The 26,444-nt window shown below is 75.4% G+C and carries 23 protein-coding genes; 5 read left to right on the top strand and 18 right to left on the bottom strand.

The window, feature by feature from the left end:
* The first annotated feature begins 9 nt into the window (after window positions 1–9).
* Together ATL51_RS04045 and ATL51_RS04040 are read left to right on the top strand one after the other, a co-directional pair.
* The gene (locus tag ATL51_RS04045; RefSeq protein ID WP_073574811.1) at window positions 10–660 is read left to right on the top strand and encodes a TetR/AcrR family transcriptional regulator; all 651 of its coding nucleotides are present in this window, start codon (window positions 10–12) and stop codon (window positions 658–660) included.
* The gene (locus ATL51_RS04040; protein WP_100877710.1) at window positions 657–1,832 is read left to right on the top strand and encodes an oxygenase MpaB family protein; all 1,176 of its coding nucleotides are present in this window, start codon (window positions 657–659) and stop codon (window positions 1,830–1,832) included. Before ATL51_RS04045 ends, ATL51_RS04040 begins: the two co-directional genes overlap by 4 nt.
* A gap of 2 nt (window positions 1,833–1,834) precedes the next feature.
* Here the strand turns inward: ATL51_RS04040 and ATL51_RS04035 are convergent, their stop codons facing one another.
* From ATL51_RS04035 to ATL51_RS03995, 9 genes are all read right to left on the bottom strand, one after another.
* Window positions 1,835–2,623, bottom strand: coding sequence for a DUF6885 family protein (locus ATL51_RS04035; protein WP_157818218.1), 789 nt, complete (start codon window positions 2,621–2,623; stop codon window positions 1,835–1,837).
* A complete protein-coding gene (locus tag ATL51_RS04030) occupies window positions 2,620–3,525 on the bottom strand; it encodes a M56 family metallopeptidase (RefSeq protein WP_100877708.1) in 906 nt (301 codons plus the stop codon). The genes ATL51_RS04035 and ATL51_RS04030 overlap by 4 nt, the downstream gene beginning before the upstream one ends.
* A gap of 79 nt (window positions 3,526–3,604) precedes the next feature.
* Window positions 3,605–3,946 carry a BlaI/MecI/CopY family transcriptional regulator gene (locus ATL51_RS04025; RefSeq protein ID WP_100880464.1) on the bottom strand — a complete coding sequence of 114 codons (342 nt, stop codon included), beginning with the start codon at window positions 3,944–3,946 and terminating at the stop codon, window positions 3,605–3,607.
* A gap of 76 nt (window positions 3,947–4,022) precedes the next feature.
* Window positions 4,023–4,490, bottom strand: coding sequence for a L,D-transpeptidase (locus tag ATL51_RS04020; protein WP_301548880.1), 468 nt, complete (start codon window positions 4,488–4,490; stop codon window positions 4,023–4,025).
* Window positions 4,491–4,720: 230 nt separating this feature from the next.
* Window positions 4,721–5,461, bottom strand: coding sequence for an enoyl-CoA hydratase (locus ATL51_RS04015; protein ID WP_073574806.1), 741 nt, complete (start codon window positions 5,459–5,461; stop codon window positions 4,721–4,723).
* Window positions 5,462–5,470: 9 nt separating this feature from the next.
* Window positions 5,471–7,810: an FUSC family protein gene (locus tag ATL51_RS04010; RefSeq protein ID WP_157818217.1), complete on the bottom strand. Its 2,340-nt coding sequence runs from the start codon at window positions 7,808–7,810 to the stop codon at window positions 5,471–5,473.
* Window positions 7,811–7,851: 41 nt separating this feature from the next.
* Entirely contained in the window at window positions 7,852–8,835 is a 984-nt protein-coding gene (locus ATL51_RS04005) for an SGNH/GDSL hydrolase family protein (RefSeq protein ID WP_218899171.1), read from the bottom strand.
* Window positions 8,836–9,028: 193 nt separating this feature from the next.
* Complete coding sequence (gene speD, locus ATL51_RS04000) at window positions 9,029–10,345, bottom strand: adenosylmethionine decarboxylase (RefSeq protein WP_253069353.1); 1,317 nt, start codon at window positions 10,343–10,345, stop codon at window positions 9,029–9,031.
* 11 nt (window positions 10,346–10,356) lie between these two features.
* Entirely contained in the window at window positions 10,357–11,526 is a 1,170-nt protein-coding gene (locus tag ATL51_RS03995) for a type III PLP-dependent enzyme (protein WP_301548879.1), read from the bottom strand.
* 116 nt (window positions 11,527–11,642) lie between these two features.
* Here ATL51_RS03995 and ATL51_RS03990 point away from each other — a divergent pair, with 116 nt between their 5' ends.
* Complete coding sequence (locus tag ATL51_RS03990; protein ID WP_100877703.1) at window positions 11,643–12,101, top strand: pyridoxamine 5'-phosphate oxidase family protein; 459 nt, start codon at window positions 11,643–11,645, stop codon at window positions 12,099–12,101.
* Between the two features lie 58 nt (window positions 12,102–12,159).
* Here ATL51_RS03990 and ATL51_RS03985 read toward each other — a convergent pair whose 3' ends face one another.
* Window positions 12,160–13,779 (bottom strand): flavin-containing monooxygenase, encoded by a 1,620-nt coding sequence (locus ATL51_RS03985; protein WP_100877702.1) that lies wholly within the window; start codon window positions 13,777–13,779, stop codon window positions 12,160–12,162.
* A 27-nt stretch (window positions 13,780–13,806) separates the two neighbouring features.
* On the bottom strand, window positions 13,807–14,811 hold the full coding sequence (locus ATL51_RS03980; RefSeq protein WP_301548878.1) for an alpha/beta hydrolase: 1,005 nt from the start codon (window positions 14,809–14,811) through the stop codon (window positions 13,807–13,809).
* A 122-nt stretch (window positions 14,812–14,933) separates the two neighbouring features.
* On the opposite strand from ATL51_RS03980, the gene ATL51_RS03975 reads away from it, so the two are divergent.
* Window positions 14,934–16,679, top strand: coding sequence for a sigma-54-dependent Fis family transcriptional regulator (locus ATL51_RS03975; RefSeq protein ID WP_301548877.1), 1,746 nt, complete (start codon window positions 14,934–14,936; stop codon window positions 16,677–16,679).
* A 24-nt stretch (window positions 16,680–16,703) separates the two neighbouring features.
* On the opposite strand, the gene ATL51_RS03970 is transcribed toward ATL51_RS03975, so the two are convergent.
* Both ATL51_RS03970 and ATL51_RS03965 read right to left on the bottom strand, forming a co-directional pair.
* Window positions 16,704–17,765 carry an acyl-CoA dehydrogenase family protein gene (locus ATL51_RS03970; protein WP_100877701.1) on the bottom strand — a complete coding sequence of 354 codons (1,062 nt, stop codon included), beginning with the start codon at window positions 17,763–17,765 and terminating at the stop codon, window positions 16,704–16,706.
* Complete coding sequence (locus ATL51_RS03965) at window positions 17,765–18,964, bottom strand: acyl-CoA dehydrogenase family protein (protein ID WP_073575303.1); 1,200 nt, start codon at window positions 18,962–18,964, stop codon at window positions 17,765–17,767. Before ATL51_RS03965 ends, ATL51_RS03970 begins: the two co-directional genes overlap by 1 nt.
* A gap of 64 nt (window positions 18,965–19,028) precedes the next feature.
* On the opposite strand from ATL51_RS03965, the gene ATL51_RS03960 reads away from it, so the two are divergent.
* Window positions 19,029–20,501 (top strand): NAD-dependent succinate-semialdehyde dehydrogenase, encoded by a 1,473-nt coding sequence (locus ATL51_RS03960; RefSeq protein WP_100877700.1) that lies wholly within the window; start codon window positions 19,029–19,031, stop codon window positions 20,499–20,501.
* Between the two features lie 64 nt (window positions 20,502–20,565).
* Here ATL51_RS03960 and ATL51_RS03955 read toward each other — a convergent pair whose 3' ends face one another.
* From ATL51_RS03955 to ATL51_RS03935, 5 genes are all read right to left on the bottom strand, one after another.
* Window positions 20,566–20,898 carry a hypothetical protein gene (locus tag ATL51_RS03955; protein WP_100877699.1) on the bottom strand — a complete coding sequence of 111 codons (333 nt, stop codon included), beginning with the start codon at window positions 20,896–20,898 and terminating at the stop codon, window positions 20,566–20,568.
* Window positions 20,895–22,964, bottom strand: a complete 2,070-nt coding sequence (locus ATL51_RS03950; protein ID WP_100877698.1) for a hypothetical protein — start codon at window positions 22,962–22,964, stop codon at window positions 20,895–20,897. Before ATL51_RS03950 ends, ATL51_RS03955 begins: the two co-directional genes overlap by 4 nt.
* Entirely contained in the window at window positions 22,961–24,517 is a 1,557-nt protein-coding gene (locus ATL51_RS03945) for a lipopolysaccharide biosynthesis protein (RefSeq protein ID WP_100877697.1), read from the bottom strand. Before ATL51_RS03945 ends, ATL51_RS03950 begins: the two co-directional genes overlap by 4 nt.
* Before the next feature lie 13 nt (window positions 24,518–24,530).
* Window positions 24,531–24,908, bottom strand: a complete 378-nt coding sequence (locus ATL51_RS03940; protein ID WP_139282736.1) for a hypothetical protein — start codon at window positions 24,906–24,908, stop codon at window positions 24,531–24,533.
* A 101-nt stretch (window positions 24,909–25,009) separates the two neighbouring features.
* Window positions 25,010–26,095 (bottom strand): glycosyltransferase family 2 protein, encoded by a 1,086-nt coding sequence (locus ATL51_RS03935; RefSeq protein WP_301548876.1) that lies wholly within the window; start codon window positions 26,093–26,095, stop codon window positions 25,010–25,012.
* Window positions 26,096–26,444: the final 349 nt, after the last annotated feature.

The raw sequence follows: 26,444 nt of genomic DNA, 5'->3' as shown, positions 1-26,444 counted from the left end.
TTTGTCGGTATGGCCGATCCCACCCCCGACGGGCGACGACGACGCGGCGCCGACACCCGTCGCGCGCTGGTGCGGGCCGCCGTCGACGTCGTCACCGCGCACGGCTTCGACCGGCTGACGCTGCGCCAGGTCGCGGACCGCGCCGGTGCGTCGGCCGCGTCGGCGACCTACCACTTCGGCACCCTCGACGCGCTGCTGGAGGCGGTCGCCGTCGAGCTGGAGCACGACGCCGTCGCACGGCTGGGCGAGCTGACCCGCCGGGCCCGCTCCGGTGACCTGACCCTGCTCGACGCCTGCACCGCCTACCTGGTCGACCTGCTCGGCCCCCGCCGCCCGGTGTTCCTGACCATGCTGGAGCTGCGCGTCCGCGTCGCCCGGGGCCACGGCGGCACCGCCACCGGCCCGGCCGCCGCGGAACCCGACGCGGCGCTGGTCGACCTCATCCAGGACCACGTCGGGAACCGGGAACGGGCCCGCGAGCTGTTCGCCGGGGTCTTCGGGCTGTCCGCGCTGGCCGTGTTCGCCCCCGTCCCGCCGGGCGAGCCCGAGCTGCGGGCCCGGATGGCCCGGCTGCTCGCCGGAGCCGGGCTCACCACCCACGACGACCACGCCGTCCCGCAGGAGACCCCGCACGAGACCCAGGAGGACCGGTTCCCGTGACCGCCACCCGATCCCCCGGCGCGCCCGACCGCGACGCCCTCGCCGCCCGTTTCGGGCCCCGGCGGGCCGACCTCGCGGTGCGCGCCCGGACCGCGGGCGACCCGCTCGCCGACGCCGTGGTCGCCGAGATCCGCGCCGCGGGCCGCGAGGGCGGCCGCGCGCTCACCGCGGCGCTGCAGCGCGGCATCCGCGACGGGCTCGCCTCGGTGACCGGTCCCTCCCCCGCCCTCGCGGCCCTGCTCACCTCGGCCGAGTCGGTGCCCGCGGGCACCGACCCCGCGATGCTCGACACCGGGATCCGGCCCATGTTCACCGCACCGCCCGCGGTGCACACCCTGTCCCTGTCGGCCGGGGCGCTGCTGCGCACCTACGGCTCCCCGTCGATCGCGGTGCTGCTCGGCACCACCGGACGGCTGGTGGAGTCCGCCGAGCGCCGCCTCACCGAGACCGGCACCTGGCTGCTCGCGGCCACCCTGCCCGGCGGCATGCGCCCCGGCAGCCCCGGCTACGTCGGCACCCTGCAGGTCCGCATGCTGCACGCCCGCATGCGCGTGCTCGCCCGCGGCCGCGGCCTCGACGAGGCGGTGCACGGCACCCCGGTCAACCAGGTCGACCTGGTCCGGACCTGGCTGGACTTCACCCTCGTCTCGATGCGGGCCGAGGCGACGATCGGGTTCGGGCTCACCCCCGCCGAGACCACCGAGGTCTACGCCTGCTGGCAGCTGCTGGCCCACCAGCTCGGCATCGATCCCGAGCTGGTCCGCGACGTCACCTCGCACGCCGACGCCGAGGAGCTCGACGCACTGGTCACCGCCGTCACCGGACCGCCCGCCCCCGAGTCACGCGCGCTGGCCGGGGCGCTGATCGGGGCCGTCGCCGCGCTGCTCGTCCAGCCGCTGCGCCTGCCCGTGCCGCAGGGGCGCCGTCTGCTGCAGGCGCTGGCCCGGCGCTTCCACGGCGCCGCGGTGACCACCGGGCTGGGTCTGCGGCGCAGCCCCGGCTGGGAGGTGGCCGTCGCCGTCCTGGGGCGGGTGGTCGCGGTGCAGCGCCGGTGGGTCCGGCGCAGCCCGGCGTCGCTGGAGGCCGCGCGGGTCCGCAACGTCGCCGCCACCCGGGCGCTGCTCGCCGAGGACCGCGGCGGCCCCTCCCTGTTCGAGACGCACGGCGCCTGAGGTCAGGCCGGGTCGTCCCACCAGCACGGGGACAGCCCGGCGGCCCCGACGGCCGCGGTCAGCGCGTCGCGGCGCCGGTCCGGCCCGACCAGGACCAGGCCGCCGCCGTGGCCCAGCGCGACCGCGACCCGGTCGGTCGGCTGCAGGTGCAGCCCCGGCCCGAGGTCCGGCGAGCCGAGCTGCGGGTAGGTGTCGGCGACGGCGAGCAGCGGCCCGCCCGGCCCGTCCCGGCTCCCCCACAGCGCGACGACGTGCGCGACCGACCAGTCCGGCCCCGGCCGGACCCCGGCGTCGAGGTCGGCGACCGGGGTGCCCGCGGCGACCAGCTCCCCGGTCCACAGGGCGGCCAGCACGCCGACCGGGCCGTCGGCGGTGACGGCGGTGACGGCGTCGAGCAGCGCGGTCAGGCGCGCAGCGGTCCAGTCCCCCGTGGCCGGGACCGCGGCGAGCGACTCCCCGGAGAACTCCTCGACCGCACGACCGAGACCGGCGACCGGGGTGCCCGCCCGCTCGTCGTCCGCGGCGACCGGCAGGCCCCGCAGGTAGTCGGCGTCCGCCGGCGCCCCGGGCGGCCGCGACGACACGTCGTCGCCGACCCGCACCCGGGTGCCCGCCGCGTGCGCGAAGGCGGCCACCGTCGGTGCCGGCAGCGACGACAGCGCGGCCACCAGCAGCCGGGCGACGAACGGCCCGGCCAGCTGGTCGGGCTGGGGCAGCGACGCCGCGTGCACCCGCAGCAGCGCCTCCGCCCCGGGGAACGCACGGACCGGGCCGGGCACCGGAGTGCTCATGGGGCGACCAGCAGCCACACCGGCACAACGACCAGCGCGAGGGCGACCAGCCGGATCAGCCCGTGCACGACGCGCGGCAGCGCGGGGGGCGGGGCGGTGATCCGGTCGATGCGGGCCTCCAACGCGTCGGTGAACGACGACAGCGCCGCCGCCGGCGCGGACCCGCCGACGGCCTTGAGCGCGGTCGCCAGCTCGGTCGGGTCGCACAGCCTGCGGGCGACGTCGTCGGCCCGCATCTCGATCAGCCGGGCCACCGCGAGCTGGGCGTGCACCATGCCGCGCACGAACGGCGCCGTCGCCCCCCACGCGACGAAGGGGAGCACGACCAGGTCGTGCCGCTCACGCAGGTGCGCCCGCTCGTGGGCCAGCACCGCGACGACCCCGGCGGTGTCGAGGGTGTCCAGGACCCCCGCCGACACCACGAGCCGGGAGCTGCGCCCGGGCAGGCAGTAGGCGACCGGGACGGGATGGTCGAGGACACGGGTACCGGAGGCGTGCGGCCACGGCGTGGCGAGCACGTCGAGCAGGTCGCGGTGGCGCCGGCGGGCCCGCAGCGTCCGCACCGTGGTGATCACCAGGACCGACAGCAGCCGCACCAGCACCCCGAGCGCGATCAACAGGGCACCCACGTGCAGCGGGTCCATCCGGTCCGGCCACTCGCCCGCCGCCACCGATGCCGACAGCGCCGCCGCCGCGGTGGGCAGGCTGTGCCCCATCGGCGACAGCCCGTAGGCCAGCCCCGCACCGAACAGCGAGATCCCGCCGCCGAGCCCGACGGCCTGCCACAGCAGCAGCGCTCCGACGGGGTCGCGGCCGGGCCAGCGCGCCCGGGCCAGGGCACGACTGACCGGCTCGGCGAGCAGTACGCCGAGCAGTCCGAGTCCGAGCGCGGTCAGCTGCATCGCCTCACATCGTCGCGGAGTGCGCGGCGCGGCGCTGCATCACCCCCGCGACCGGACGGGCTCGTGGAACGCCGGCGGCTCAGCCGAGCAGGTCGCGCAACCGCGACCGCTCCTCCTCCGACATCGAGCCGAGGAACCGCGCGAGGGCGGCACCCCGGTCTGACGCGTCGTCGAGCGCGTCGGTCATCAGCTCGGCCACGTGGTCCTCCCGGCTGGCCACCGGGCGGTAGTGGTGGGCGCGGCCGTCGCGGATCCGCCGGACCAGCTGTTTGCGCTCGAGCCGGCCGAGGACGGTGAGCACGGTCGTCGTGGCCAGGTCGCGGTCGGCGAGCTGGTCCTGCACCTCACGGGCGGTCATGTCCCGGTCGGTCTCCCACAGGACGTTCATGACCGCCCGCTCCAACTCGCCCAGACTCGTCACGAAGGTCATCCTACGCGAACCTTTCTACTGCGCGTAGAACCCCTCCGGGAGATGACTCACACACCCGGGGCGCGACTCAGTGGATCTGCACCTGGTCGCCGACCTGCAGGTAGTCGAACCACCGGCGCGCATCGGTCTCGGCGAGCTTCACGCAGCCGGCCGACGGGGTGGAGAGGTCGCCCTGGTGGAAGGCGATGCCGCCCTGGGCGAAGAACACCGACCACGGCATCTGGGTCAGCCGTTCCCGGCTGGTCCACTGCTCGGCCTTCCACTGCACGGCGAAGGTCCCGGTCGGTGTCGGGGCCTCCGGGTCGCCGGGGCGCATCGCGACCGGTCCGGCGACGACCCGACCGGCGTCGAACAGCCAGGTGGAGCGGCTCTCCAGATCCACACATGCCCGCGCCGAGGAGGTGCACGGTGTGCCCGGGACGAGCTCGCCGGTGGCGACCTGCCGGTCGGTGGGATCGGGCTGCTCCGACGGCTCGGCCACGGCGGGGCCCGCCAGGAGCCCGGCGGTCAGGGCGCCGGTCAGAGCGACGCCCACCGCGAGGAGTCCGGTGGTCCGGCTCCGTCCCCGTGCCCGCATCCGTCCGCCCCTCCGCCGGGCGCACGCCCCACGTCCTCGGCCCGTCGGGACCGACCGGAAGCACAGTGCGACCGGCTGGTTCCCCACGGTAGCCCAACATGATCTTGAGCTGAACGGGCGAGTCCGATACCGCCGATCGGCGGTGCACGAGAAGCGTCGGACGGTCGCTGCGTCGTCCGGTCCCGCGGTCAGCGGCCCCGGAACACCGGTGCGCGCTTCTCGGTGCGGGCGGCGCGCCCCTCGGCGATGTCCTCCGCGGCCCAGCATCCGCGGAACTCCTCGGTGAGGCCGTCGACCACCGCCGGGTCGGTGTGGCCGCCACGGCCGAACGTGTCCACCGAACGCTTGTTGTAGGCCAGGGTCAGGGGGGCCATGGTCGCGATGTCCCGGGCCAGGGCGTGGGCGGCGTCGCGGTCGCCGAGGGTGTCGGCGAGACCGCGGGCGTGGGCGGTGACGGCGTCGACGGTGGCGCAGGCCAGCAACAGGCTGCGGGCCGTGCCGCCGCCGGCGATCTGCACCAGGCGCTCGATCGTCCACGGGTCCACGGCCAGACCGAGCCGCGCGGTCGGCAGCCCGAACACCGCCTCCGGGGCGGCGACCCGCAGGTCGCAGGCCAGGGCCAGCTGCAGCCCGCCGCCGATCGCGGGCCCGGTCACCGCGGCCACGGTCGGCATCGGCAGGTCGGCGACCGCGTGCAGCCCGGTGTAGAGCGCGTCGAGGAACTCGTCGGTGTAGACCTCGCCGAAGTCGGCGCCCGAGCAGAACGCCGGCCCGTTCCCGGCGACGACCACCGCCCGCGCGCCGGCCGCGCGGACCTCGGCCGCGGCGTCGACCAGCTGCCGGCAGGTCGCGATGTCCAGGGCGTTGCGGCGCTCGGGGCGGTTCAGCTCGATCAGACCGACGTCGTCGTGGGTGCTCACGGAGATCACTGCCGGACCCTAACCCGCCGCCGCGGCCCCGGACCCGTCCGCGTGACCGGCGCCGCGCGCGGCGGGAGAGGGCTCGCTCCAGGTCTGCCCGCACAGCTCGCGGGCCAGCCCGACGGCGAGCTGGTCGATCCGGCGCAGCAGCCGCGCCGCGGTCAGCCGACGCGTCCGCTCGGTCCCGGGACCGGCGGCGGTCCGTGACGCCGCGTCCGCCTCGGCGGCGTCGAGCAGCTCCTCCGCGGAGCCGACGCCGTAGTCGGCGGGGCCCGCGCCACTCGGGTGCTCGCGCCGGTCGGCGGGGCCCCAGGCGTCGTCGAGGATGCGGCGCAGGCCGTCGAGGTCGGCGCGGACCCGCTCGGCCGCGGGGCCCAGGGTCGCGGCCCAGCCGGGCACCGACGCGGTCGCGGCCTGGGCGGCGAGCTGGCGGGTGTAGTGGTCGACGGCGCCGACGACCCGCACGGTGTGGTGCACCCCGCGGCGCAGCGGCCTGCGGGCGACGGGGTGCTGCAGCGGCACCGCGCGGGTCCGCACGGTGGCCACCGCGGTGTCCACGGCACGGGCCTTCTCCAGCGGGTCACCGGCGCCGGGGCGGCCCAGCGCCGCGTCGACCGAGGTGCGCAGGGAGACGTCGACGGCGGTGAGGGCGTCGTCGAGGGCCTCGGCGAAGGCCGTGCGCGACCGGGTGGGCAGGACCAGGTAGGCGGCGAGCATGCCCAGCGCGCCGCCGACCACGGTCTCCTCGACCCGCAGCACCAGGGTCTGCACGCTGAACTGGCCGATCACTCCGTAGAGCAGGGCCAGCACCGCGGTGATCCAGAACGCCATCATCGCCTGCGAGATCCGCACCAGGTACAGGGCGAGGAACACGCAGACGAACAACAGCGCCAGGCTGGCGACGACGTTGCCGCCCACCAGCAGCGCCAGCAGCATCCCCGCCACGACCCCACCCGCGGTGCCCACCGCGCGGGCCCAGCCGCGGCTCAGGACGTCGCCGCGGCTGGCGGTGCCGGCGAACACCACGAACGCGGCGATCACCGCCCAGTACCAGCGGGCCGGGGAGATCAGCTCGCCGACGACGATCGCGAGGCTGGTGGCGACGCCGACCTGCACGGCCTGCCGGGTGTGCAGCGCGAGGCCGCCGAACCGGTCCCGGCCCGCCGGCGGCGGCACCTGTTCGGGGACGGGCCCGGGTGCCGGGTCGCCGCCCGCGGTCTCCCGGTCGGTGTCGTGGTGCTCGGCGATCCGCAGGCGGGCCTGCTCGACGGTGGTCTGCATCGCGTCGGCGAGCCGGACGACGGCGAACCCGATGCGCTGCTCGCGCGCGGCGGGCCCGACCCCGGCCGGCCGGTCCACGATGTCGGCGACGGCGGACCGTGCGCCGTCGTAGAGGCGGGCGGCGATCGCGCCGGGCGTCCCGACGGCGGTGGCCGCGGCGAGGGCCCGCAACCCCTCGGCCAGCTCGGCGCGGTCGTCGTCGGGGATCGGGTCGTGGTGCTCGACCGACCGGCGGACCGACATGGCGACCCGTTCGGCGGCGAGCTCGGAGTCGATGATCCACTGCCGTAGGCCCGCGACGGGGCCGGCCGCGACATCGGGCCCGTCGTCGGTGTCGTCGTCGGTGTCGTCGAGCCGGTCGGTCACCAGCAGCGCGGTCTCGTTGAGCCGGGCCTGGGCGCGCACCAGCGGGTCGAGGTCGGGCTCGCCGGCGGTGGTCCCCACCGCCTCGACCGCGGTGAGCAGCAGCGCGTGCAGCCGCGCCTCGAACGCCCGGAACAGCGCGTCCAGGACGGTCTCGGAGCGGCGGGTGAACACCAGGCAGCGCAGCAGGAAGGTGCTGCCGATGCCGATCACCACCCCGGCCAGCAGGAACGGCAGCTCGCCGGGGCCGGCGTGCAGGAACTGCACGAAGAAGAACGGCATGAACGCCGCCATGCCGAGCGCGACCCCGCGCGGCCCGTACCGCCTGACCGCGACGGCGACCATCATGACCAGGACGAACACGACGTCGGCCGCGACCCGGTTCGTCGACAGCAGCGCGGACACCGTCGCCGACGCCGCGGCGGGCACGACCATCAGGGCGGTGGTGACCCGCCGTCGCCGCAGGTCGTTCTCGTTCACCGCCAGGTTGCTGATCATCGCCAGCACCACGGAGAACAGCACGATCGTGATCGGCTGCCCGGTCAGAGCACGCAGCACGCTCGCGGCGACCGCGGCCAGCAGCATCGCCGCGGTCGCGACCGAGGCCAGGTGCAGCCGGGTGTGGCCCGGGTCGACCGCGGCCGCCCACGTCCGCAGCTCGCCCCACCGGGCCGGCACCGGCAGACGTCGTCCCCGCTCGACCGTCCCCGTCACGGTGCGAGTCTGACACGCACCGCGTGCCGGAGGTCCCTGCCTCAGTTCGCGGTGCGGGCCTGCGGCGGCAGCGACTCGGTCGGCACCGGGTTGGTCGCCCCCGGGACCGGCTGCGAGGTGGGCCGGGCGACCCGGATGCCGAGCACGTCACCGGCGGCCGCGGCCATCGCGCGCATCCCCTGGGCGTTGGGGTGCACCGGCGCGGCGGGCGAGGTCGGGACCAGGCCCTCGACCCACTTGACGCCGGGCAGCGTGCAGGCGTCGTGGCCGATGGTCGGGGTGTAGGTGTCGACGTAGTCGACACCGGCGTCGCGGGCGGCGTCGGCCAGCATCGCGTTGAGCTTCTTCTCGGTCTCGCGCAGGTAGGCGGTGTCGCCCGGGCTGAACGGGATGACCGGGTAGCAGCCGGGGCCGGTGTCCGGGAGGATCGACGGGTACCCGACGACGGCGACCCGTGCGGCGGGCGACCGGTCGCGGATCGTCGCGAGCACGTCGGAGACCTTGGACTCGGTGTCGTCGATCCGCTCGGCGAGCTGGTCGGTGCCGCCCGCGGTGTAGAAGTCCTTGCAGGCCGCGCCGAACAGGTTCGCCGAGGAGCGGCGCACGCACTCGCCGATGATCCCGGAGAAGCCGATGTCGTTGCCGCCGATGGTCAGGGTGACCAGCGACTCGGAGCCGTCGAGGGCGTCGAGCTGCGGCGGGTTCGGCCCGGCCTGGACCTGCTGCGGGGCGGTCATGTCCTCGGTCGTCGCGCCGCTGCAGGACACGTCGGTGAAGCGGCCGATGCCGGCCGAGCGCGCGAGCACCGACGGGTAGTTCTGGTTGGAGCGCAGGCACCCGGACGGCGTGCCCTGCTGCACCGGGACCAGCGGGCCTGCGGCGTAGGAGTCGCCCAGGGCGACGAAGCGCCCGACCGGGGCGGTGTCGAGGTTGCGCGCGGACAGCGTGGTCTCGGCGAACGTGGTCGGCGCCTCCGCCTGCGCGGGCGCGAGGGCGCTCATCCCCGCCGAGCTCAGCAGGGTCATGGTCGCCACGGCGAGCCACCGGGACGGACGGGGACGGCGCACGGGCTCTCGGACCTCCGGTCGGACGTCGCCGGCGTGGGCACGCCGGTCCTGACCGACCAACGATCATCGTCGCCGACCGGTTACGCCCCGTTCGGCGCACGTGACGGGCCGGGTACGACCCGGCCCGTCACGCACCGTGGGCGGGGCTCGCTCAGTCGGTGAGCCTGCGCAGCGACAGCGGTGCCACCAGGCGGTGCCGCAGCGCGGTCGCGTCCCAGAGCTCCGGCTGCGACGGCATCGACGCGAGCCGCCCGGCGGCGACCGCGCCGGGGTCGTCCATCGGCTCGCGGACACCGGCGAGGAAGGCCCACTCGTGCTCCTCGCAGCCGATGTAGACCCCGCGCCCGCCGGTCTCGCCGAACACGGTGGCGAAGCGCTGCCAGGCCGAGCGCAGCGTCGCGTCCCGCCACACCGCCGGGCTGCCCGCCTGGAACACCAGGACCCCGCCGGGGGTGAGCCGCTGCGCGCAGGCGCGGACGAAGTCCTCCTCGTAGAGCCGGTTGATCTGGGCGTCGGGCTCGTCGGGGCGCTCGTCGGGCAGGTCGACGACCACCAGGTCCCAGTGCTCGTCGGATTCCAGGACGAACTGCCGACCGTCGCCGTAGGTCAGGTGCACCGGGCCGTCGCCGCGCTCGGCCGCGGCGAGGGACTCGGGGGTGTAGCCGTAGGGCAGGTGCTCGGCGCAGATCCGGACGGCCTCGGTGTCGATGTCGACGTGGTCGACCCGGCTCGCACCGGCAGCGACCGCCATCTCCGACGCGACACCCTCGGAGGAGCCGACGATCAGCACCCGGTCCAGTTCGCGGGCCAGCAGGGCGCCGGGCCACACCAGCGCCTCGTGGTAGGTGAGCTGGGTGTGCTCGGTGGACTGGCGCTCGTCGTCGCAGAAGAGGGTGACGCCGTGCGCGGTGTCGGCGACCACGACGTGCTGGAACCCGGTGTGCGCGACGTGGTGGACCCGGCCGAGGTCCCAGCGCCGGGTCAGGCCGGGCGAGAGGGGCTCGGTGACGGTGCGCGGGGCGCCGCCGCGGTCCACGACCTGCAGCGCGGTGTCGGTCGCGCCGACACGTTCGGCGAGGCGGCGCACGGCGTCGACCGGGTCGGCGCTCTCGCCGCAGGTGAACACGTCGACGTGCATGCCGCCGTGCTCGGGCCAGGTGTGGATCGAGGCGTGCGACTCGGCCAGGACCGCGACGACGGTCGCCCCCTGCGGCTCGAACCGTTCGACGACCACCTGGCGGACCTGGGCCCCGGCCTCGGTCAGCGCGGCGGTCAGGTCGCTGCGCAGGCGTTCGCAGTCGTCGAGGATCTCGGGGGCGATGCCGCCGAGCTCGGCCAGGACGTGTCTGCCGACCGGTGACGACGTGCTGGGCAGCGCGGGTGCGCCCGTCCCGAGCCCGACGGTCGGATGCAGTTCTCCGGCCGCGGCGGCGGGCACGGACATGATCGGCGAGGTGGAGGATGACACGTCCGGACACGTTAACCGGGATGTGGGAGTGACGCCCCCTCCCCCGCGACGAGCACCTCGAGCGGGCCGAACCCGTTGAACCCGACCGAGGCGTAGCTCGAGGTGTAGGCGCCGGCCCCGAGCAGGTCGACGACGTCGCCCGCGGCCAGATCCAGCGGCAGCGCGACCGGGGTGCGGCGGTAGATGACGTCGTCGCCGTCACAGGTGGGGCCCGCCACCACGACCGGTCCGCGCGGGCCGCTGCGCCCGGGCACGCGCAGCGGATAGGCGATCGCCTCGCCCTCGGTCTCGGCGAGACCCTGGTAGCGGCCGACGTCGAGGTAGACCCAGCGGCGGTGGTCCACGCCCGGGCGGCGGGACACGCGCAGCACCCGGGCGCGCAGCACCCCGGCCGGGGCGACCAGCGCGCGGCCCGGTTCCAGCAGCAGCGTCGCGCCGTCCACGTGCCCGGCGTCGACGGCCGTGGCCACCGCGGCGCGCACGGCCGCGACGTAGTCCTCCGCGGGGGCGACGGCGGCGCGGTAGGCCACCGGCCAGCCGCCGCCCAGGTCCAGCTCGGGACGGCGCAGCCCGGCCCGCCCGGCGGTCGCCAGCGCGAGCGTGACGGCCCCGGCGTAGGTGGCGGGGCGGGTCTGCTGGGAGCCCGCGTGGAAGGTGACCCCGGCGGCGACCAGGCCGCGGTCGGCGACCCGCCCCAGCAGCGCGACGGCCGCGTCGGGCGGCGCCCCGAACTTGCCGTGGAACGGCGTCGCCGAGCCGGTGTCGTCGACCGAGAGCCGGACCTGCACCCGGGCGCCGGGGACCTCGGCGGCGAGGGCGTCGACGTCCTCGGCGCTGTCGGTGACGAACCGGGTGACGCCGTCGCGGGCGGCCCGGGCGGCGGCACCGGGGCCGCGCACCGGGTTCCCGTGCTGCAGCGTCGCCGGGTCCGCACCGGCGGCCAGGCACAGGTCGATCTCGGCCTGGGAGGCGACGTCGAACCCGGCCCCGGCCGCGACGAGGGCGCGCAGCACGGCGGGCTCCGGGCAGGCCTTGACGGCGTAGAGGATCCGGGCGTCGCCGAACGCGGCGGCCAGCGCGCGGTACCGCTCCCCGGCGACGGCGGGGTCCAGCGCCAGGTACGGCGTCGGACGGTCGGTGGCGAGCAGCCGCTCCAGACCGGGGCTCAGGGTGTCGGGCACACCGGGATCGTCTCCCGGGCCGGGTGGCGTGCCACCGCCGGGGCACGACCCGCCGGGGCCCGCACCGGCCCGACCGGACCGCTCCGGGCGCCGGGCCGCTGATCTAGGTTCGACCCATGACCGCACCGAAGCCGCAGCGCCGCGCCCGGAAGATCGCGATGACCCCGGAGGAGGTCACCGTCTTCCTCGACGCCGAGCGCACCTGCCGGGTCGCCACCAACGGCGTGAACGGCCCGCACGCCACCCCGCTCTGGTACCTGTGGGACGGCGAGGCGCTCTGGCTGACCTCGCTCTCGCGCTCGCAGCGGTGGGCGGACCTGCAGCGCGACCCTCGGATCGCCGTGGTCGTCGACGCCGGGCACGACTACGCCGAGCTGCGCGGGGTCGAGCTGCGCGGCTCTGTCGAGGTCGTCGGCGAGGTGCCCCGCACCGGCGAGCCGAACCCGGAGCTGGAGCGGGTCGAGCAGGTCTTCGCCGCGCGCTACACCGGCGGCCAGGTCGTGATCGACGGACGGCACGCGTGGCTGCGGCTGCGGCCGGAGAAGATCACCAGCTGGGACTTCCGCAAGATGTGATCACCGGGTGGGAGGGGTCCGGTGCCGGATCCGGCACCGGACACCTCACCGGTGGCGATCACCGGGAGCCTCCCGAGCCGTGCATCGCGAACCCGCGGTACCCGTCGCGGGCCACGGTGGACAGCTCCTTGCGGTAGGCCTTGTGCCCGGCCATGTAGAACATCACCGCGTTCGGCTTGCCGGGGATGTTCGCCCCGAAGATCCACGAGTCGGCCTTCGGGAACAGCGTGGCGTCGGCGATCTCCCGGCAGAGCCGGGACCAGCCCCGCTCGGCCTCGGCCGTCGGCTCGATCGTGCCGATACCGCTGCGCTCGGCGTGCCCGATCAGCTCACCGATCCACTCGACCTGGGCCTCGATGCTCGGCGGCAGGTTGGTGAACGGCCCGTTCGGCCCGAGGATCATGAACATGTTCGGGAAGCCCGCCGTGGACACCCCGAGGTAGCTCGACGGCCCGTCGGTCCAGTGGTCGTCGATGTGGCGGCCCCCGCGGCCGCGCAGGTCCATCGCCCGGTAGTTGCCGTCGACGGCGTCGAAACCGGTCGCGAGGACGACCACGTCGAGCTCGTGCACGACACCGTCGGCGGTGCGCACCCCGGCCGGGGTGACCTCGGCGATCGGGTTCTCCCGGATCGAGACCAGCTCGACGTCGTCGCGGTTGAAGGTCTCGTAGTACCCCTCGTTGCAGATCGGGCGCTTGGCGTAGAGGTCGGTCGGTGTGAGCTTCCGGGCGGTCTCCGGGTCCACGACGATCTCGGAGATCTTGCGCCGGATGAACGCGGCGGCCGCGGCGTTGGCCTCGGGATCGGTCGCGATGTCGCAGAACGTGCCGAACATGAACCGGAACCCGTTGCCGGCGTCCCAGTTCTCCTGGAAGACGCGCTCGCGCTCCTGCGCGGACACGCTCATCGCCTCGACGGCGCTCTCCTCGAACCCGAAGGCCACGACCGAGCCGCGCACCTGGTCCCAGATCTCGGGGAAGTGCTCCTTGGTGCGGTCGACCTCGTCCTGGGTGACCGGTCGGTTGCCGGAGGGCACGTTGTACTGCGGGCTGCGCTGGAAGACGGTGAGGTGAGCCGCGCGCGGGGCCGCCGCGACGATGAACTGGGCGCCGGTCGAGCCGGTCCCGACGACGCCGACCCGCCGCCCGGCGATGTCGAGGTCGTCGGGCCAGGCGTTGGTGTGGACGGTGCGCCCGGCGAAGGTGTCCAGCCCGGGGAGGGCGGGGACGTTGCTGCGGGCCAGCAACCCCAGGGCGTTGACCAGGTAGCGGCAGCGCACCGTCTCGCCGCCGGAGGTGCGCACCCGCCAGAGACCGGCGTCCTCGTCGTAGACCGCGGCGGTCACCTCGGTGCCCAGCGTGATGTCCCGGCGCAGCCCGTACCGGTCGACGACGTGCTCGAGGTAGGCCAGGACATCGGGCTGGTCCAGGTAGCGGGTGCTCCAGTTCCATTCCTGCAGCAGGTCCCGGTCGAACGAGTAGCGGTAGACGAACCCCTCGGTGTCGGACTTCGCGCCGGGGTACCGGTTGAAGTACCAGGTGCCGCCGACGCCGTCGCCCTTCTCGAAGGCGCGGACGCTCAGGCCGAGCCGGTCCCGCAGCGTGTGCAGCATGTAGATGCCGCCGAACCCGGCGCCGACGACGACGGCGTCGACATCGGGGGTGGTGGAGGTGGTCATGGTGTGCTCCCGGTGGGTGTCGAGGGATCAGCCGCGGTACCAGGCGGCGAGGGCGGCGAGCTCCTCGTCGGCCTCGGGCGCGGTGCCGGCGAGGAACGGGAAGACGTGCTGCATGCCCGCGACGACCGACAGCGTCACGTCGACACCGGCGGCCCGGGCCCGGTCGGCGAGCCGGACGGCGTCGTCGAGGAGCGCCTCGGCACCCCCGGCGTCGACGTAGAGCCGGGGGAGGCCGGTGAGGTCGGCGTGCAACGGGTTCGCCAGCGGTGCCCGCCGGTCGACGTGCCCCTCCCCCAGGACGCCGGCGATCATCCCCTCCAGCAGGGGCACCGTGACCAGGGCGTCCGAGGCGGCGTTGGTGACGAGCGTGGCGCCGGTGTTCTCCATGTCCAGCCACGGCGAGAACGCGACGACCCGGCCCGGCAGCGGTCGGCCCGCGTCGCGCAGGGCGAGCACGGCGGCGACCGCCAGGTTCCCGCCCGCGGAGTCACCGATGGTCGTCACGTCCGCGGGGGCGGTCCCCCGGGCCAGCAGCGCCTCGAACACCGCGACGGTGTCCTCCACCTGTGCCGGGTGCCGGTGTTCCGGCGCGCGACGGTAGTCCGCCACGAACGCCGTGGCGCCGACCGCCCGCGCGACGTGCCCCGCGAGCTTGCGATGGCTCGACGCCGAGCCGACGGCGAACCCGCCGCCGTGGGTGTAGAGCAGGACCTGCGCGGGATCCGCCCCGACCGGCAGCGCCCAGATCCCCGGGACGCCCCCGAGGGACTCCTCCCGGTAGGTCACGTCCTCGGGTTCACGGGTGGCCTGGTGCCACTCGTCGAAGATGCTGCGGAACAGCCGCGTGGTCAGGTCCGGGGTCGCCGCGATGACGGCGGACCAGTCGGCGTAGAGCGCGCGCAGCGCGTCGGACTCCGTGGACGCACCCGTCGGGCGGGTCGGTGGTGCCGTCGTCATCGCGGTCCTCCTCCGGTCGGCCGGAGCGACGGCGGGCGCCGCGCCGGCGGTGGCGTGGCCGTCGATGGTGGGCACCGCGGAGGCACCGCGGGTGTTCCGTTCTGGAACGCCCACCGGCCACTCCCCCTGGCCAGGATGGTGTGACCTGGGGCACCGTGGACGTGTCCGCAACGGGCGGCGAGGGACGGATCGGGGCGATGACGCGTCGGGACGAGGACACGGCGGTGCCGGCCCTGTCGGCCGGGCAGCGCCTGCGCATCCGGCGCAGCCGCGAGACGCTCGTCGACGGGGGGCTGCTGGCGCTGCCGCCCGGCCACGCGGGCGTGCCGCCGCTGATCGAGCAGAGCTGGCGGCGCTGCATCGGGGAGGCGGTGCCGACGGCGCCGGACCGCATCGGCTACGCCGACCCCGGCGACGACCACACCGCGCTGCGCCGGGCCGCGGCGCCCGTGCTGGAGCGGCTCGTGGACAGCTTCGCCGACGTCCCGGTGGCCATGGTGCTGTCCGACGCGACCGGGCGCATCGTCCGCCGCCACGTCGGCGTCCGGCGCCAGCGCACGCTCATGGACCGGGCGAGCGCGGTGGAGGGCTCGGACTTCTCCGAGCGGTCGGTGGGCACCAACGGCATCGGCACGGTGCTGGTCGAACGACGCCCGGTCCTGGTCCGGGGCCCCGAGCACTACAACGCCCTCCTGGAGAACCTCACCTGCGCCGGCACCCCGCTGGTCGAGCCCGGGACCGGCCGGACGGTGGGCTCGCTCTCACTGGCCTGCGCGGTGCGTGACGTGCACCCGCTCATGGCGGTGATGGCCGCCGACATCGGCCGCCAGATCGAGGCCCGGCTGCTCGACGAGGCGGGCGAACACCGTCGCAGGCTGGTACGGGCCTACCTCGCGCTGGAGCGGGCCACGACCGGGGCGCTGGTCGTCGACGCCGACACCGTCCTGGCCGACCGGCACGCGCTGGCCCACGCCGGCCCGGACCTGCACGCCCTGCTGTGGGAGCTGCTGCGCGACGGGGGTCCGGACCGGCCACGCCGGATGCGGGTGCCGATGCCCGACGGCCCGCACGACGCGGTCGTCGCCCCGGTCGAGGGCACCGGGGGGACCGCGTTCAGCGTCCGGCTGGCGCCCCGCCGGGCGGCACCCGCGGTGGCGGCCCCGGCCACCGTCCGGGGAGCCGCGCTCCACCACGACCTGGAGGTCGACCACCGGCTCCGCGAGGCCGTCTCCCACCGGGAGACCGTCGCCGTGACCGGCCCCGGGGGCAGCGGGAAGCTGCGGACCGCCCGCCGCGTGCTGTCCCGCCTGGGCCACGACGGCGCCGTGGTCGTCGAGCCGCACCGGGAGCGCGAGTGGTGGGAGACGGCCCGCGCGGCGCTGGCCGCGGGTCGCGGGCTCGTCCTGCGGCGGGTGCACCTGTCACCGGGGCCGCGACCGGAGCTCCTGCGGGACCTGGCCGCGACCGGTGTCCCGTTCGTCCTCACCGCCGACGCCGACCCCACCGACGACACCACCCCCGCCCTCCTCGGCCAGGTCGCCACCACCGTCCGCCTCCCGGCGCTGGCGGCGGGCCGCGAGCACCTCCCGGCGCTGGTGGAGACGCTGCTCGCGGAGCTGCCCCCGCCCGCGTCGGGGTCCCGGCTGTCCGGCGCGGCCCTGGACCGGCTCCGGGCCTGGCACTGGCCCGGTGACCTGGCCGAGCTCCGCACCGTGGTCACGGCGGCGGCCCGCCGCGCCGGCGGCGGACCGGTCGACGAGGCCGACCTCCCCGACCGCCTGCGCACCGCCCGCCGGGAACTCGGTCTGCTGGAGGCCGCCGAACGCGACGCCGTGGCCGACGCCCTGCGTGCGGCGGGCGGGAACCGCACCCGGGCCGCCCGCACGCTCGGGATCGGGCGCAACACCCTGTACCGGAAGCTGCGCGAGTTCGGGGTGTCCTGACCGGCCGGCACGGACCGGCGGCGTTCAGGGCCGCCCGGTCACCAACGGCCAGAGCCCGTCGGCGCCCGCGTCCAGCGCGGCCGCCCCGACCCGGTCGTTCCAGAACGCCTCGTCACCGTCCTCGTCGCGCCAGGCCCACAGCCGGGTCGTGACCAGCCGCAACGCGTGCTCGCGGGTGAACCCGATGGCCCCGTGCACCTGGTGGGCGATCCGCGCGACGGCCGTCGCCGCCTCCGAGCAGCGGGCCTTCGCCGCGGCGACGGCGAACGCCGTCTCCGGGGCGGCGAACCCCGCGCGCCGCGCGGTCGAGGTCGCGGCGGCGGAGGCGGCGGAGGCGGCCGCGACCTCGGCGCCCGCCTCGGCGAGCATCTGCTGCACGGCCTGGAAGCGGCCGATGGGACGACCGAACTGGGTGCGCTCCCCGGCGTAGGCGACCGAGCGGGCCAGTGCGCCGCGGGCGGCGCCGGCGAGCAGCAGCGACCGCGCCAGCGCCGCCCGCAGGGTCAGCTCCGCCGCCGCCCCGGCGGGGGCGGAGCCGGTGGCCAGCGGCGTGACCCCGTCGAGGGTGAGGCCGTCGCGGGGCTCCTCGGCGAGGTTGGCACCCTCGGTGACCGCCGCCGCGCCCGTGTCGAGCACGAGGACCCGGTCGCCGTCGAGGACGACGACCGCGGCCAGCGAACGGCCCCACGGCACCCGGGTCAGGGCCGCCGACACCGTGCCGGTCGTGCCGCCGCTGCCGGTCACCGTGCCCCCGGCGGTCCCGGCCGGGCGGTCCCCGCCGGTCGCGTCGGTGACGACGGCGGCCAGCGGCCCGTCCGGCGCGGCGAGCCCGGCGGCGCGGCCCAGCCACCCGGCGAGCAGGTCGGTCTCGGCCAGCGGCAGGCGGGCCGCGTCGGCGCCGGCGACCTCCAGCAGCACGGCGGCGTCGTCGAGGGTGCCGCCGGTGTCCGGGTCGGTCAGCGAGGTCAGCCCGGCCCCGGCGCACGCCTTCCAGGCCGCCGTGTCCAGGCCGGTCCCGTCACGGTCGTCGGACCCGGCCGCGAGGATCGAGGCGGCCAGGTCGGCCAGGTCGCTGTTGCGGGCCATCAGCGCAGTCCCATCCCCCGCGCGACGATGCCGCGCAGGACCTCGTTGGTGCCGCCGCGCAGGGTGAACCCGGGCGCGTGCAGCACGGCGTCGGCGAGCAGCCGGGCGAACCCGGACTCCGCACCCGGGTCCGGCGGGATGTCGACCAGCAGCCGGGCGGCGTCGACGATCTCGTTCTCGTAGCGGGTACCGAGGTCCTTGACCAGGGCCGCGGCCAGCTCGGGGGCCCGGCCGGACTCCAGCGCCCCGGCGACGGCCAGCGACATGGCCCGCAGCGTCCACAGCCGCGACACCAGCGACCCGACGCGACGACGGGTGCCGGCGTCGGCACGGCCCGCCCCGGCGAGCTCGCCGACCAGCGACGCCAGCAGCGGGTAGGTCGACAGGAACCGCTCCGGTCCGGAGCGCTCGAACGCGAGCTCGCCGGTGACCTGGGCCCAGCCGTTCCCCAGCTCGCCGAAGACCCGCGCGTCGGGGATGAACACGTCGTCGAAGCGGACCTCGTTGAAGTGGTGTGCCCCGGTGAGCAACGGGATCGGGCGGATCTCCACCCCGGGCGAGTCCAGCTCCACCAGGAACTGGGACAGCCCCGCGTGCCGGTGCGCGTCGTCGCGCGGCTCGGTGCGCACCAGCGCGAAGAACGCGTGCGCGTGGTGCGCCCCGGAGGTCCACACCTTGGTGCCCGACAGCCGCCACCCGCCGTCGACGCGGGTCGCCCGGGTCCGCACCGACGCCAGGTCGGAGCCCGAGTCCGGTTCGGACATGCCGATGCCGAAGTACACCTCGCCGCGGGCGATCCCGGGCAGGAACGCGCGACGCTGCTCCTCGGTGCCGTGGCGCAGCAGCGACGGCCCGATCTGGCGGTCGGCGATCCAGTGCGCCGCCACCGGTGCGCCCGCGGCGAGCAGCTCCTCGGTGACGACGTAGCGCTCCAGCGCGGTCCGGCCGTGCCCGCCGTACTCGGTGGGGATGGTCATCCCGAGCCAGCCGCGCTCCCCCAGCCGCCGCGAGAACGACTCGTCCCAGCCGGAGAGCCACACGTCCGCACGCGGGGTCCAGCGGGCGGCGCCGCGCTCGTCGTCGAGGAAGGAACGGACCTCGGCCCGCAGGTCCGCCAGCCCGGCGGGGAGCTCGACCGGGTCGGGCACGAGCTCGGGCAGGGCCGCTGCCGGTGTCGATGTCGCTGCCACGGGCCTCATCATGACCCAGCCCCGCCGGCGCCGCCGGTGTCTATGGGCCGACTCACCGGGGTACGTTCCGGGCATGACCACCAATGCTGACGAGCGCAGGGTGCTGGATGCCGTCCCCACCGGCCTGTTCATCGGCGGCCAATGGCGGAAGGCGGAGAACGGCGCGACCGCGAAGGTGGAGGACCCGGCCACCGGAGAGGTGCTGACCGAGGTCGCCGACGCCTCCCCCGCCGACGGCATGGACGCCCTCGCCGCCGCGCACGCCGCGCAGCCCACGATCGCCGCGATGGCGCCGCGGGAGCGCAGCGAGATCCTGCGCCGCGCCTACGACCTGCTCCACGAGCGGATCGACGACCTGGCCCTGCTCATGACCCTGGAGATGGGCAAGCCCTTCGCCGAGGCCAAGGGCGAGGTCGTCTACGCCTCGGAGTTCCTGCGCTGGTTCTCCGAGGAGGCCGTGCGCATCGACGGCGGCTACCAGGTCGCCCCGAACGGCCAGACCCGCTTCCTCACCATCCGCCAGCCCGTCGGGGTCTGCGTGTTCGTGACCCCGTGGAACTTCCCGCTGGCCATGGGCACCCGCAAGATCGCCCCGGCGGTCGCCGCCGGCTGTGCCTCGGTGATCAAGCCCGCGCCGCAGACGCCGCTGACCATGCTCGCGTTCGCGCAGGTGCTGGCCGACGCCGGCCTGCCCGACGGCGCCCTGAACGTCATCAACGCCACCGACGCCGGCGCGGTGATGGAGCCGATCCTGCGCGACGGCCGCGCCCGCAAGATGTCGTTCACCGGGTCCACCCCGGTCGGGAAGCTGCTGCTGTCCCAGGCCTCGGACAAGGTCATGCGCTCGTCGCTGGAGCTGGGCGGCAACGCCTCGTTCATCGTGCTCGACGACGCCGACGTCGACGCCGCCGTCGAGGGCGCCATGATCGCCAAGATGCGGAACATGGGCGAGGCCTGCACCGCCGCGAACCGGTTCTACGTCCAGCGCGGCGTCGCCGAGGAGTTCACCGCGAAGCTCGCCGAGCGGATGGGCGCGCTCAAGGTCGGCCGCGGCACCGAGGAGGGCGTGAACGTGGGCCCGCTCATCGACGCGAAGGGCCTGGACAAGGTCACCGACCTGGTCGCCGACGCCGTCGCCGCCGGTGCCTCGGTCGCGATCGGAGGGAGGGCCCAGGACGGGCCGGGCTACTTCTACCCGCCGACCGTGCTCACCGACGTGCCGGTGAACTCCCGGCTCAACCACGAGGAGATCTTCGGCCCGGTCGCGCCGATCACCGTCGTCGACAGCGCCGACGACGCACTGGCCGCGGCCAACGCGACCGAGTTCGGCCTGGTCAACTACGTGTACACGCGCGACCTGAACCGGGCGCTGCACATCGCCGAGAACCTCGAGAGCGGCATGATCGGGCTCAACACCGGTCTGGTGTCGAACCCGGCCGCCCCGTTCGGCGGCGTCAAGGAGTCCGGGCTGGGCCGCGAGGGCGGCACCGTCGGCATCGACGAGTTCCTGGAGACCAAGTACGTGGCCATCGGCTACAGCGGCTGACCCCATGCACGACCGAGGGCCCCGGTGCCGTACGGCGCCGGGGCCCTCGTATGTCGCGGGTCGGTCAGTTGGCCGGGGCCGCGGGCGCCGCCGGGGCCGCGGGTGCCGGGGCCTGCGGCTGGATCGGCACCGCCGGGTCCTGCCCGGGCAGCGGCTCGGCGGGCTGGGTCACGTCGGCCCGGCCCCCCGAGACGAGCTCGACCAGCTCGACGCCGCCGTTGAGGGTCAGCATCACGACCAGCAGCGCCACCGAGGCGACGGCGGCCGCGGTGAGCCCGCGCTGCGCGGACCCGCTGGTGACCAACCGGCCACGGCTGGTCTCCACCACCCAGGCGCGGGCGGCGAACACGGCCAGCATCAGACCGAACGCGAGCCAGGTCAGGAGGAATCCGTTCACGGGTTCGGCACCTCCCCACCGGCCGCCGGGGCCGGGGCCGTCGCCGGTGCCGGAACGCCCGGCGCCGGGAGCGGCTCGTTGCGCACCAGGATCGCGTCGAAACCGCTCTCGTAGGTCGCGCGGTACTGGCCCGACGCGATGAGCTGGTTGCGGATCTCGATCGTCCAGCCCGGCTCGCGGTCGTTCAGGACGACGCCCTGCTTCTCGATCGCCGGGTAGAACAGGATCGTCTGCGGCTGGACCTGGTCGATGCAGCGGAACGGGTCCGCGGCGAGGACCGCGCAGCCCTGACCGCCCGAGGCCATGTTGTTGTTCTCGCCGACGCCCTCCAGGGCGTAGGGCCCGACCGTCGACAACGGCTGCACCGTCGCCCCGGGCGGCGCCTCGGCGTAGGCCTTGCGGGTCATCTGGACGTCCTCGGTGGTGACGTCGGTGTAGGCCTCGTTACCGCCGCGGATGAAGATGAGCAGACCGAAGACGACCACCATGGCCACCGCGAGCAGCCGTTCGCGCTTGCGGTCGACGCGGGCGAAGGCCCGCAGCGCGTCGACGGCCAGGATCGACAGGATCGGCAGGCCGTAGAGCAGCACGCGCAGGAGCAGCTCGCCGCCGTAGCTCTGCACGACCGCCATCCCCATGGGGATGATCGCCAGCAGGATCGGCACGAGGTCGCGGCGGCGGCGCCAGTAGACCCAGGCCCCGGCGAAGCCGAGGACGTAGGTCAGGCCGGTCATCACGACCCGGAACCCCTTGCCGACGAGCTGGCCCGTGTCGCCCTGGAAGCGGTCCGCGACACCGGCCTGCAGCGCGCTGCCGTCGTCGCCGCTACCGATGATCATGCTGATCTGGTTCATCCAGAAGTCGCGGGCGCCGATCAGCACGAACACCGTCACCGCGGCGATCGCGACGATCACCAGCCCGCGTCCGCGGAACCGGCCGACGACGGCCAGCACGGCCAGCTGGCCGATGATGGCGAACGGGGTCAGCTGGTGGGCCGGGGCGACGGCGATGACGCACAGCGCCGCGCAGAAGTAGATCAGCAGCAGCTGCCGGGCGGGCAGCGTCGGCGTGTTCGGCGGGGTCAGCGCCGACACCAGCCAGCGCCGCCACCGGGGCAGCGGTGGCGCCCCGCGGTGGGCCCGCGGCCAGCCCGGGACCCCGGCGTTGTCGACGCGGCGGGTCGCCAGCGGGCCGAGCGCGAAGGTCAGCACCGTCAGCAGCAGCACGATCGCGGTCGCCTGCGGGGAGAAATAGTCCTGCTCGATCCAGTTCAGGCCGATGAACAGCCAGGCCGCGACCCACGGCGCGCGGGTGCCCCCGAGCATCGAGCGGGCCAGGGCGTAGACGCCGATCGCCCACACCGCGGTGACCGCGGGCGGGTACCAGCGCAGGATCGTGTCGAGCTGGTCGGCACCGGCGGCGTCGCGGATCCACGCCCACTGGGCGAAGAACGCGGGCCAGTAGAACCGCGCGTCCACGCCGGTGGGCGGGACGCCGTTATTGCTGGCGACCGCGTCGACGAACCCGGAGATCAGCCAGGCGGTGGTGAACCGGGCCTGGGGCTGCACGACCGAGGGCAGGCCGGTCGAGCACAGCAGCAGCACACCCGTCGCGGCACCCAGCATCGGGATGCGCGGGCGGCGCGACCAGAGCTCGAGCAGGCAGGCGCCGATGGCGAGCAGCAGTGCGACCCACGCGAACGGGCTCAGCGCCGGGGCGAGGCCCCAGCCGCCCAGGTCGGACAGGTCGGTCGTCGCGGCGGCGACGGGCAGCAGCAGCACCGCGAGAACGGCCAGGACCGGTGCGCCCCAGACCCACAGCGGGGACAGCGGCTCGGCGGTCTCGGGTGCGGGCGGCGGGGGCGGCGGCGGGCCGTCACCGGGCGGGCGCGGGACCGGGCCGCGGACGGCCGTGGTCGGCGAGTCCGGGCCGGGCGGCGTGACGAACTGGGTCCGCTCGCTCGCGCTCTCCTCCGCGACGCGGGTCCGCGCGACGGCGGGCTCCTCGCCGCGGTGGCCGCGGGTGGACGGGTCGGGGCCGCCCGTCCGGCGGGTCTCCGACGTCACGACTTCACCTCCGGTGTGCTCCGGCGGTTCCACGCCGGGACGAATCTGAGTGCCAGTGCGCAGAGGATCTGCGCGCCGACGTAGCCGAGGACGACCGGCAGCATGGTCATGCTGACCGATGCGGTTCCGGGGTCCGGCAGCGGGACCAGACCGGCGAAGACCACGACCAGGCCGGTGTTGAGCAGCTGGATCTTCGCGTAGCCCATCCCGTCGCCGTCGGCCTGGCGGCGGGCGAGCTCGAACACGACGATCAGCCGGAAGAACAGGCCGCCCATGAGCACGGCCAGCGCCGGGGCGCCGGGCGCGTAGCCCTCGCCGAGCAGCGACAGCACCGGGTAGCCCAGTGCCGCGCCGAGCCCGAGCGCGGGGACGAACAGCAGGAGCATCCGGCGCCGGGCGACGCGGGCGAACTCCTCGGCGCGGTGCGGCTCCCGGGCGGTCTGCACGGTCAGCGAGTTGGTGAAGAACGTCGCGGCCAGGTCGATGACGGTCACCGCCTGCCAGCAGATGAAGAAGACCGCGCCGATCTCGTTGCCCATCCGGAAGTTCGCGAACAGCGGGACCTGGTTGTAGAGCAGCGCGTTGCCGCACTGCGCCAGCGCGGTCGGCGCCAGGAACGCGATCATCTCCGGGCGCGACGGCAGCGTGCCCGGCCCACCGGCGCGGGCGAAGCGCCGCACCATGAACCAGAGCAGCACGGTGCCCGCGGCAATCCACAGCACGACCGGGATCGCCCAGGACAGCACCAGCGCCTCGGAGGCGAGCGTGCTGCCCAGTGCCAGCAGCAACACGATCCGGGTCACGGCGAAGGTGCCGTTGCGCCACACCGCCACCCACGGCCGCCCGATGGCGACCATGACGAAGTCGTGGACGACGAACACGCACCAGCCGGCGCAGGTCAGGACCAGGACGACCAGGCCCCAGCCGAACGATCCGCCACCCGCGGCCTCCGCGACCCGGGGCACGAGCGTGCCGTAGATCAGGCCGATCAGCCCGGACAGCGGCATGATCAGCAGCAGCGAGCCGAACGTGAGCCGGACCGACCTGCGGCCGGCCCCGGGGAGCCAGCGCAGCAACGCCAGCCCCAGGTTCAGCTGGGCGACGCCGCCGATCAGCTGGAAGGCCGACACGAACTCCGAGGCCCGGCCGACCTCGGCCTGCGGCATGATCCGGGTCGCGATCAGCACGCCGAGCAGCCCGGCGACCGAGCCGAAGCCCGAGCACAGGGTCAGGGCGATGCCGTCGCCGATGCCGCCGTTGCGGTCCGGGACCTGCTCGCCGTCCTCACCGCCGCCGTCTCCGCCGCCCGGTCCGGGCGGTGGGGTGGGCGGTGGGGTCGGCGGGTTCTCGCCGGGCCCGCGCAGCCCGACCAGCGGCGGGAGGTACTCGGTGTGCTGCTCGGCGTTGCGGCGCGAGTGCGCCCGGGCGTGGGCGGCGGCGAGACGCTGGGTCGGGGCGTCCGGGTCGACGCCCGCCGCCTGCGGTCCGGGGACGGGGCCGGGACCGGCCGTACCCGCGGCGGGGCGGGGACGCGCCGGCCCGACCGGCCTCACCGGGAGGTCCCGCTCACTGGGCCACCACGGCGTGGCGCAGCAGGAACGGGACCGACAGGAGCGTGACGACGAACAGGGCGACGCTCGGGTACCAGAGCCCCAGGCTGACCATGAGCTGGCCGCCGATCAGGGTGACGGCGGTGCCGACCCCGAGGGTCAGGAGCCAGACGTGCGCGGCGGGCGCGCGGCGCAGGAAGCCCGCGGCGGCCCAGCCGGGGCCGAGCAGCAGGAAGCCGATGGTGACCAGCAGACGGAACTCGCCCAGCGCGCCCCCGCTGATCCCGGCGATGCTCAGGCCGCAGGCGATGACGCCGGCGACGACGAGCAGGATCGCCACGTACCGCCGCGCGGTCCTCGCGCGGGTCAGCTCAGCTGCGGACTGCACGCTCACCGCGGCTCACTCCTCTTCACTGGTGGTTCTCCCGGCGCCACGCCCCTCGTGGGGCGTGGGCCGGTGGGGCACGGACCGGGCCCGATCCGGTCCCGGGGCGCTCAGGACGCCTCTTCCCCCCATGCGTACCGCACACCGGTCCGCTCGGGACGGGCGGACCCGTCGCGCTCGGAGCCGACGGGGCGCTGCTCGCGGGCGACCGGCGACGGGGCCGGCTGCTGCGGGGCGGGCCGGCCCGCACCGGGCTGCGGCTGCGGGGCCGGACGCGACGGTTGCTGCTGCGGGCGCTGCGGAGGTGCGTCGGCGTGCGGCCGCGGGGCCGGACGCTGCGGCTGCGCCGCCGGGACGGCACGGTCGGGCACCGCGGGCGGCACCGGCGCCGTGGCCGGGGTGGCGGGCACCGCCGGGTGCCCGGCGGGCGGGACGACCGCGGCGGGGCCGGGGCCGGCTGTGCCGGGGCCAGCGGGCCGGTCGTCGCGACCGGCCCGCCGCCGCTCGGCGGCGAGGGTCCGCAGGACGCGGGTGCCGTCGGCGAAGGTGCGCAGGTTCGTCTCGCCGAACATCCGCTCCTTCTCCACCGAGGGGACCTCGGTGATCGACAGACCGGCGGCGGCGACGCGGCAGTTCAGGACCGTCTCGATCTCGAACCCGTCGCCCCAGTACATCCCGCCGTCCGGGTGCGGCGGCATGTCGACCGCGGGCAGCTCCAGCAGCGGCAGGATGTCGGCCCAGAAGGCGTTGTAGCCGTAGCAGAGGTCGCTGTAGCGGGTCCCGAACAGCGTGTTCGCGATCAGGTTCAGACCGGCGTTGCCACCCTTGCGGAGCAACGTGATGTCGTCGCTGCCGCCCCCCTTGGTGAACCGGCTGCCCTTCGCGAAGTCGGCGCCCTCGACGAGCGCGGCGACGAAGCGCGGGATCTCCTGCGGGTCGGCCGAGCCGTCCGCGTCGAACATGACGACGACGTCGCCGGTGGCCGCGGCGAAACCGCAGGCCATCGCGTTGCCCTTGCCCTTGCGGGTCTGGCGGACGATCCGGACGCCGGGCAGGACACGGCGTGCGGTCTCGACGGTGCCGTCCCGGGAGTCGCCGTCGACGACGATCACCTCGTACACGGCGGGACGCACGGCCGCGACGGCCGGCAGGACCACCTCGAGGTTCCGTGCCTCGTTGCGGGTCGGCACGATCACCGACACCCTCGGTTGGTTCGGACGACGTGGTCCGTGGTCAGGGCGCTTGTTCACCGGTCTCTCCCCCGAATCGATCGGTCCTGGCGCGCGGTTGGCGAGCAGTGCGTGTCCGGTCGTGACGACGATGCCGACATCGACCGGATCCGTTACCCCACAACGGGGGTCATCCGGCTTATCTCCGGCGCCGTCGGTCGCGTTACGTGACCCGCACCGCATTGGGTGTCGCCCGGACGGCGCAAGGCCTCCGGACTCCGTCGCCGCGGCGTGGACCGATCACGCGAACACGACGACCGATACTACGGACGTCGTCCGAACCGCCGCGGTGCGGGACCGGCCCACCGGGACCCCG

This window comes from Pseudonocardia alni (genome assembly GCF_002813375.1).
Classification (GTDB): domain Bacteria; phylum Actinomycetota; class Actinomycetes; order Mycobacteriales; family Pseudonocardiaceae; genus Pseudonocardia; species Pseudonocardia alni.
The sequence above is the reverse complement of the archived record's forward strand: the minus strand, read 5'-3'. Positions and strand labels throughout refer to the sequence as shown.

Bases quoted from the DNA above. Each gene is read 5' to 3' on its own strand.
- ATL51_RS04045 (WP_073574811.1), top strand. From the start codon at position 10: ATGGCCGATCCCACCCCCGACGGGCGACGACGACGCGGCGCCGACACC.
- ATL51_RS04035 (WP_157818218.1), bottom strand. From the start codon at position 2,623: ATGAGCACTCCGGTGCCCGGCCCGGTCCGTGCGTTCCCCGGGGCGGAG.
- ATL51_RS04030 (WP_100877708.1), bottom strand. From the start codon at position 3,525: ATGCAGCTGACCGCGCTCGGACTCGGACTGCTCGGCGTACTGCTCGCC.
- ATL51_RS04005 (WP_218899171.1), bottom strand. From the start codon at position 8,835: ATGACCCTGCTGAGCTCGGCGGGGATGAGCGCCCTCGCGCCCGCGCAG.
- ATL51_RS03990 (WP_100877703.1), top strand. From the start codon at position 11,643: ATGACCGCACCGAAGCCGCAGCGCCGCGCCCGGAAGATCGCGATGACC.
- ATL51_RS03985 (WP_100877702.1), bottom strand. From the start codon at position 13,779: ATGACCACCTCCACCACCCCCGATGTCGACGCCGTCGTCGTCGGCGCC.
- ATL51_RS03975 (WP_301548877.1), top strand. From the start codon at position 14,934: ATGACGCGTCGGGACGAGGACACGGCGGTGCCGGCCCTGTCGGCCGGG.
- ATL51_RS03970 (WP_100877701.1), bottom strand. From the start codon at position 17,765: ATGGCCCGCAACAGCGACCTGGCCGACCTGGCCGCCTCGATCCTCGCG.
- ATL51_RS03965 (WP_073575303.1), bottom strand. From the start codon at position 18,964: ATGAGGCCCGTGGCAGCGACATCGACACCGGCAGCGGCCCTGCCCGAG.
- ATL51_RS03960 (WP_100877700.1), top strand. From the start codon at position 19,029: ATGACCACCAATGCTGACGAGCGCAGGGTGCTGGATGCCGTCCCCACC.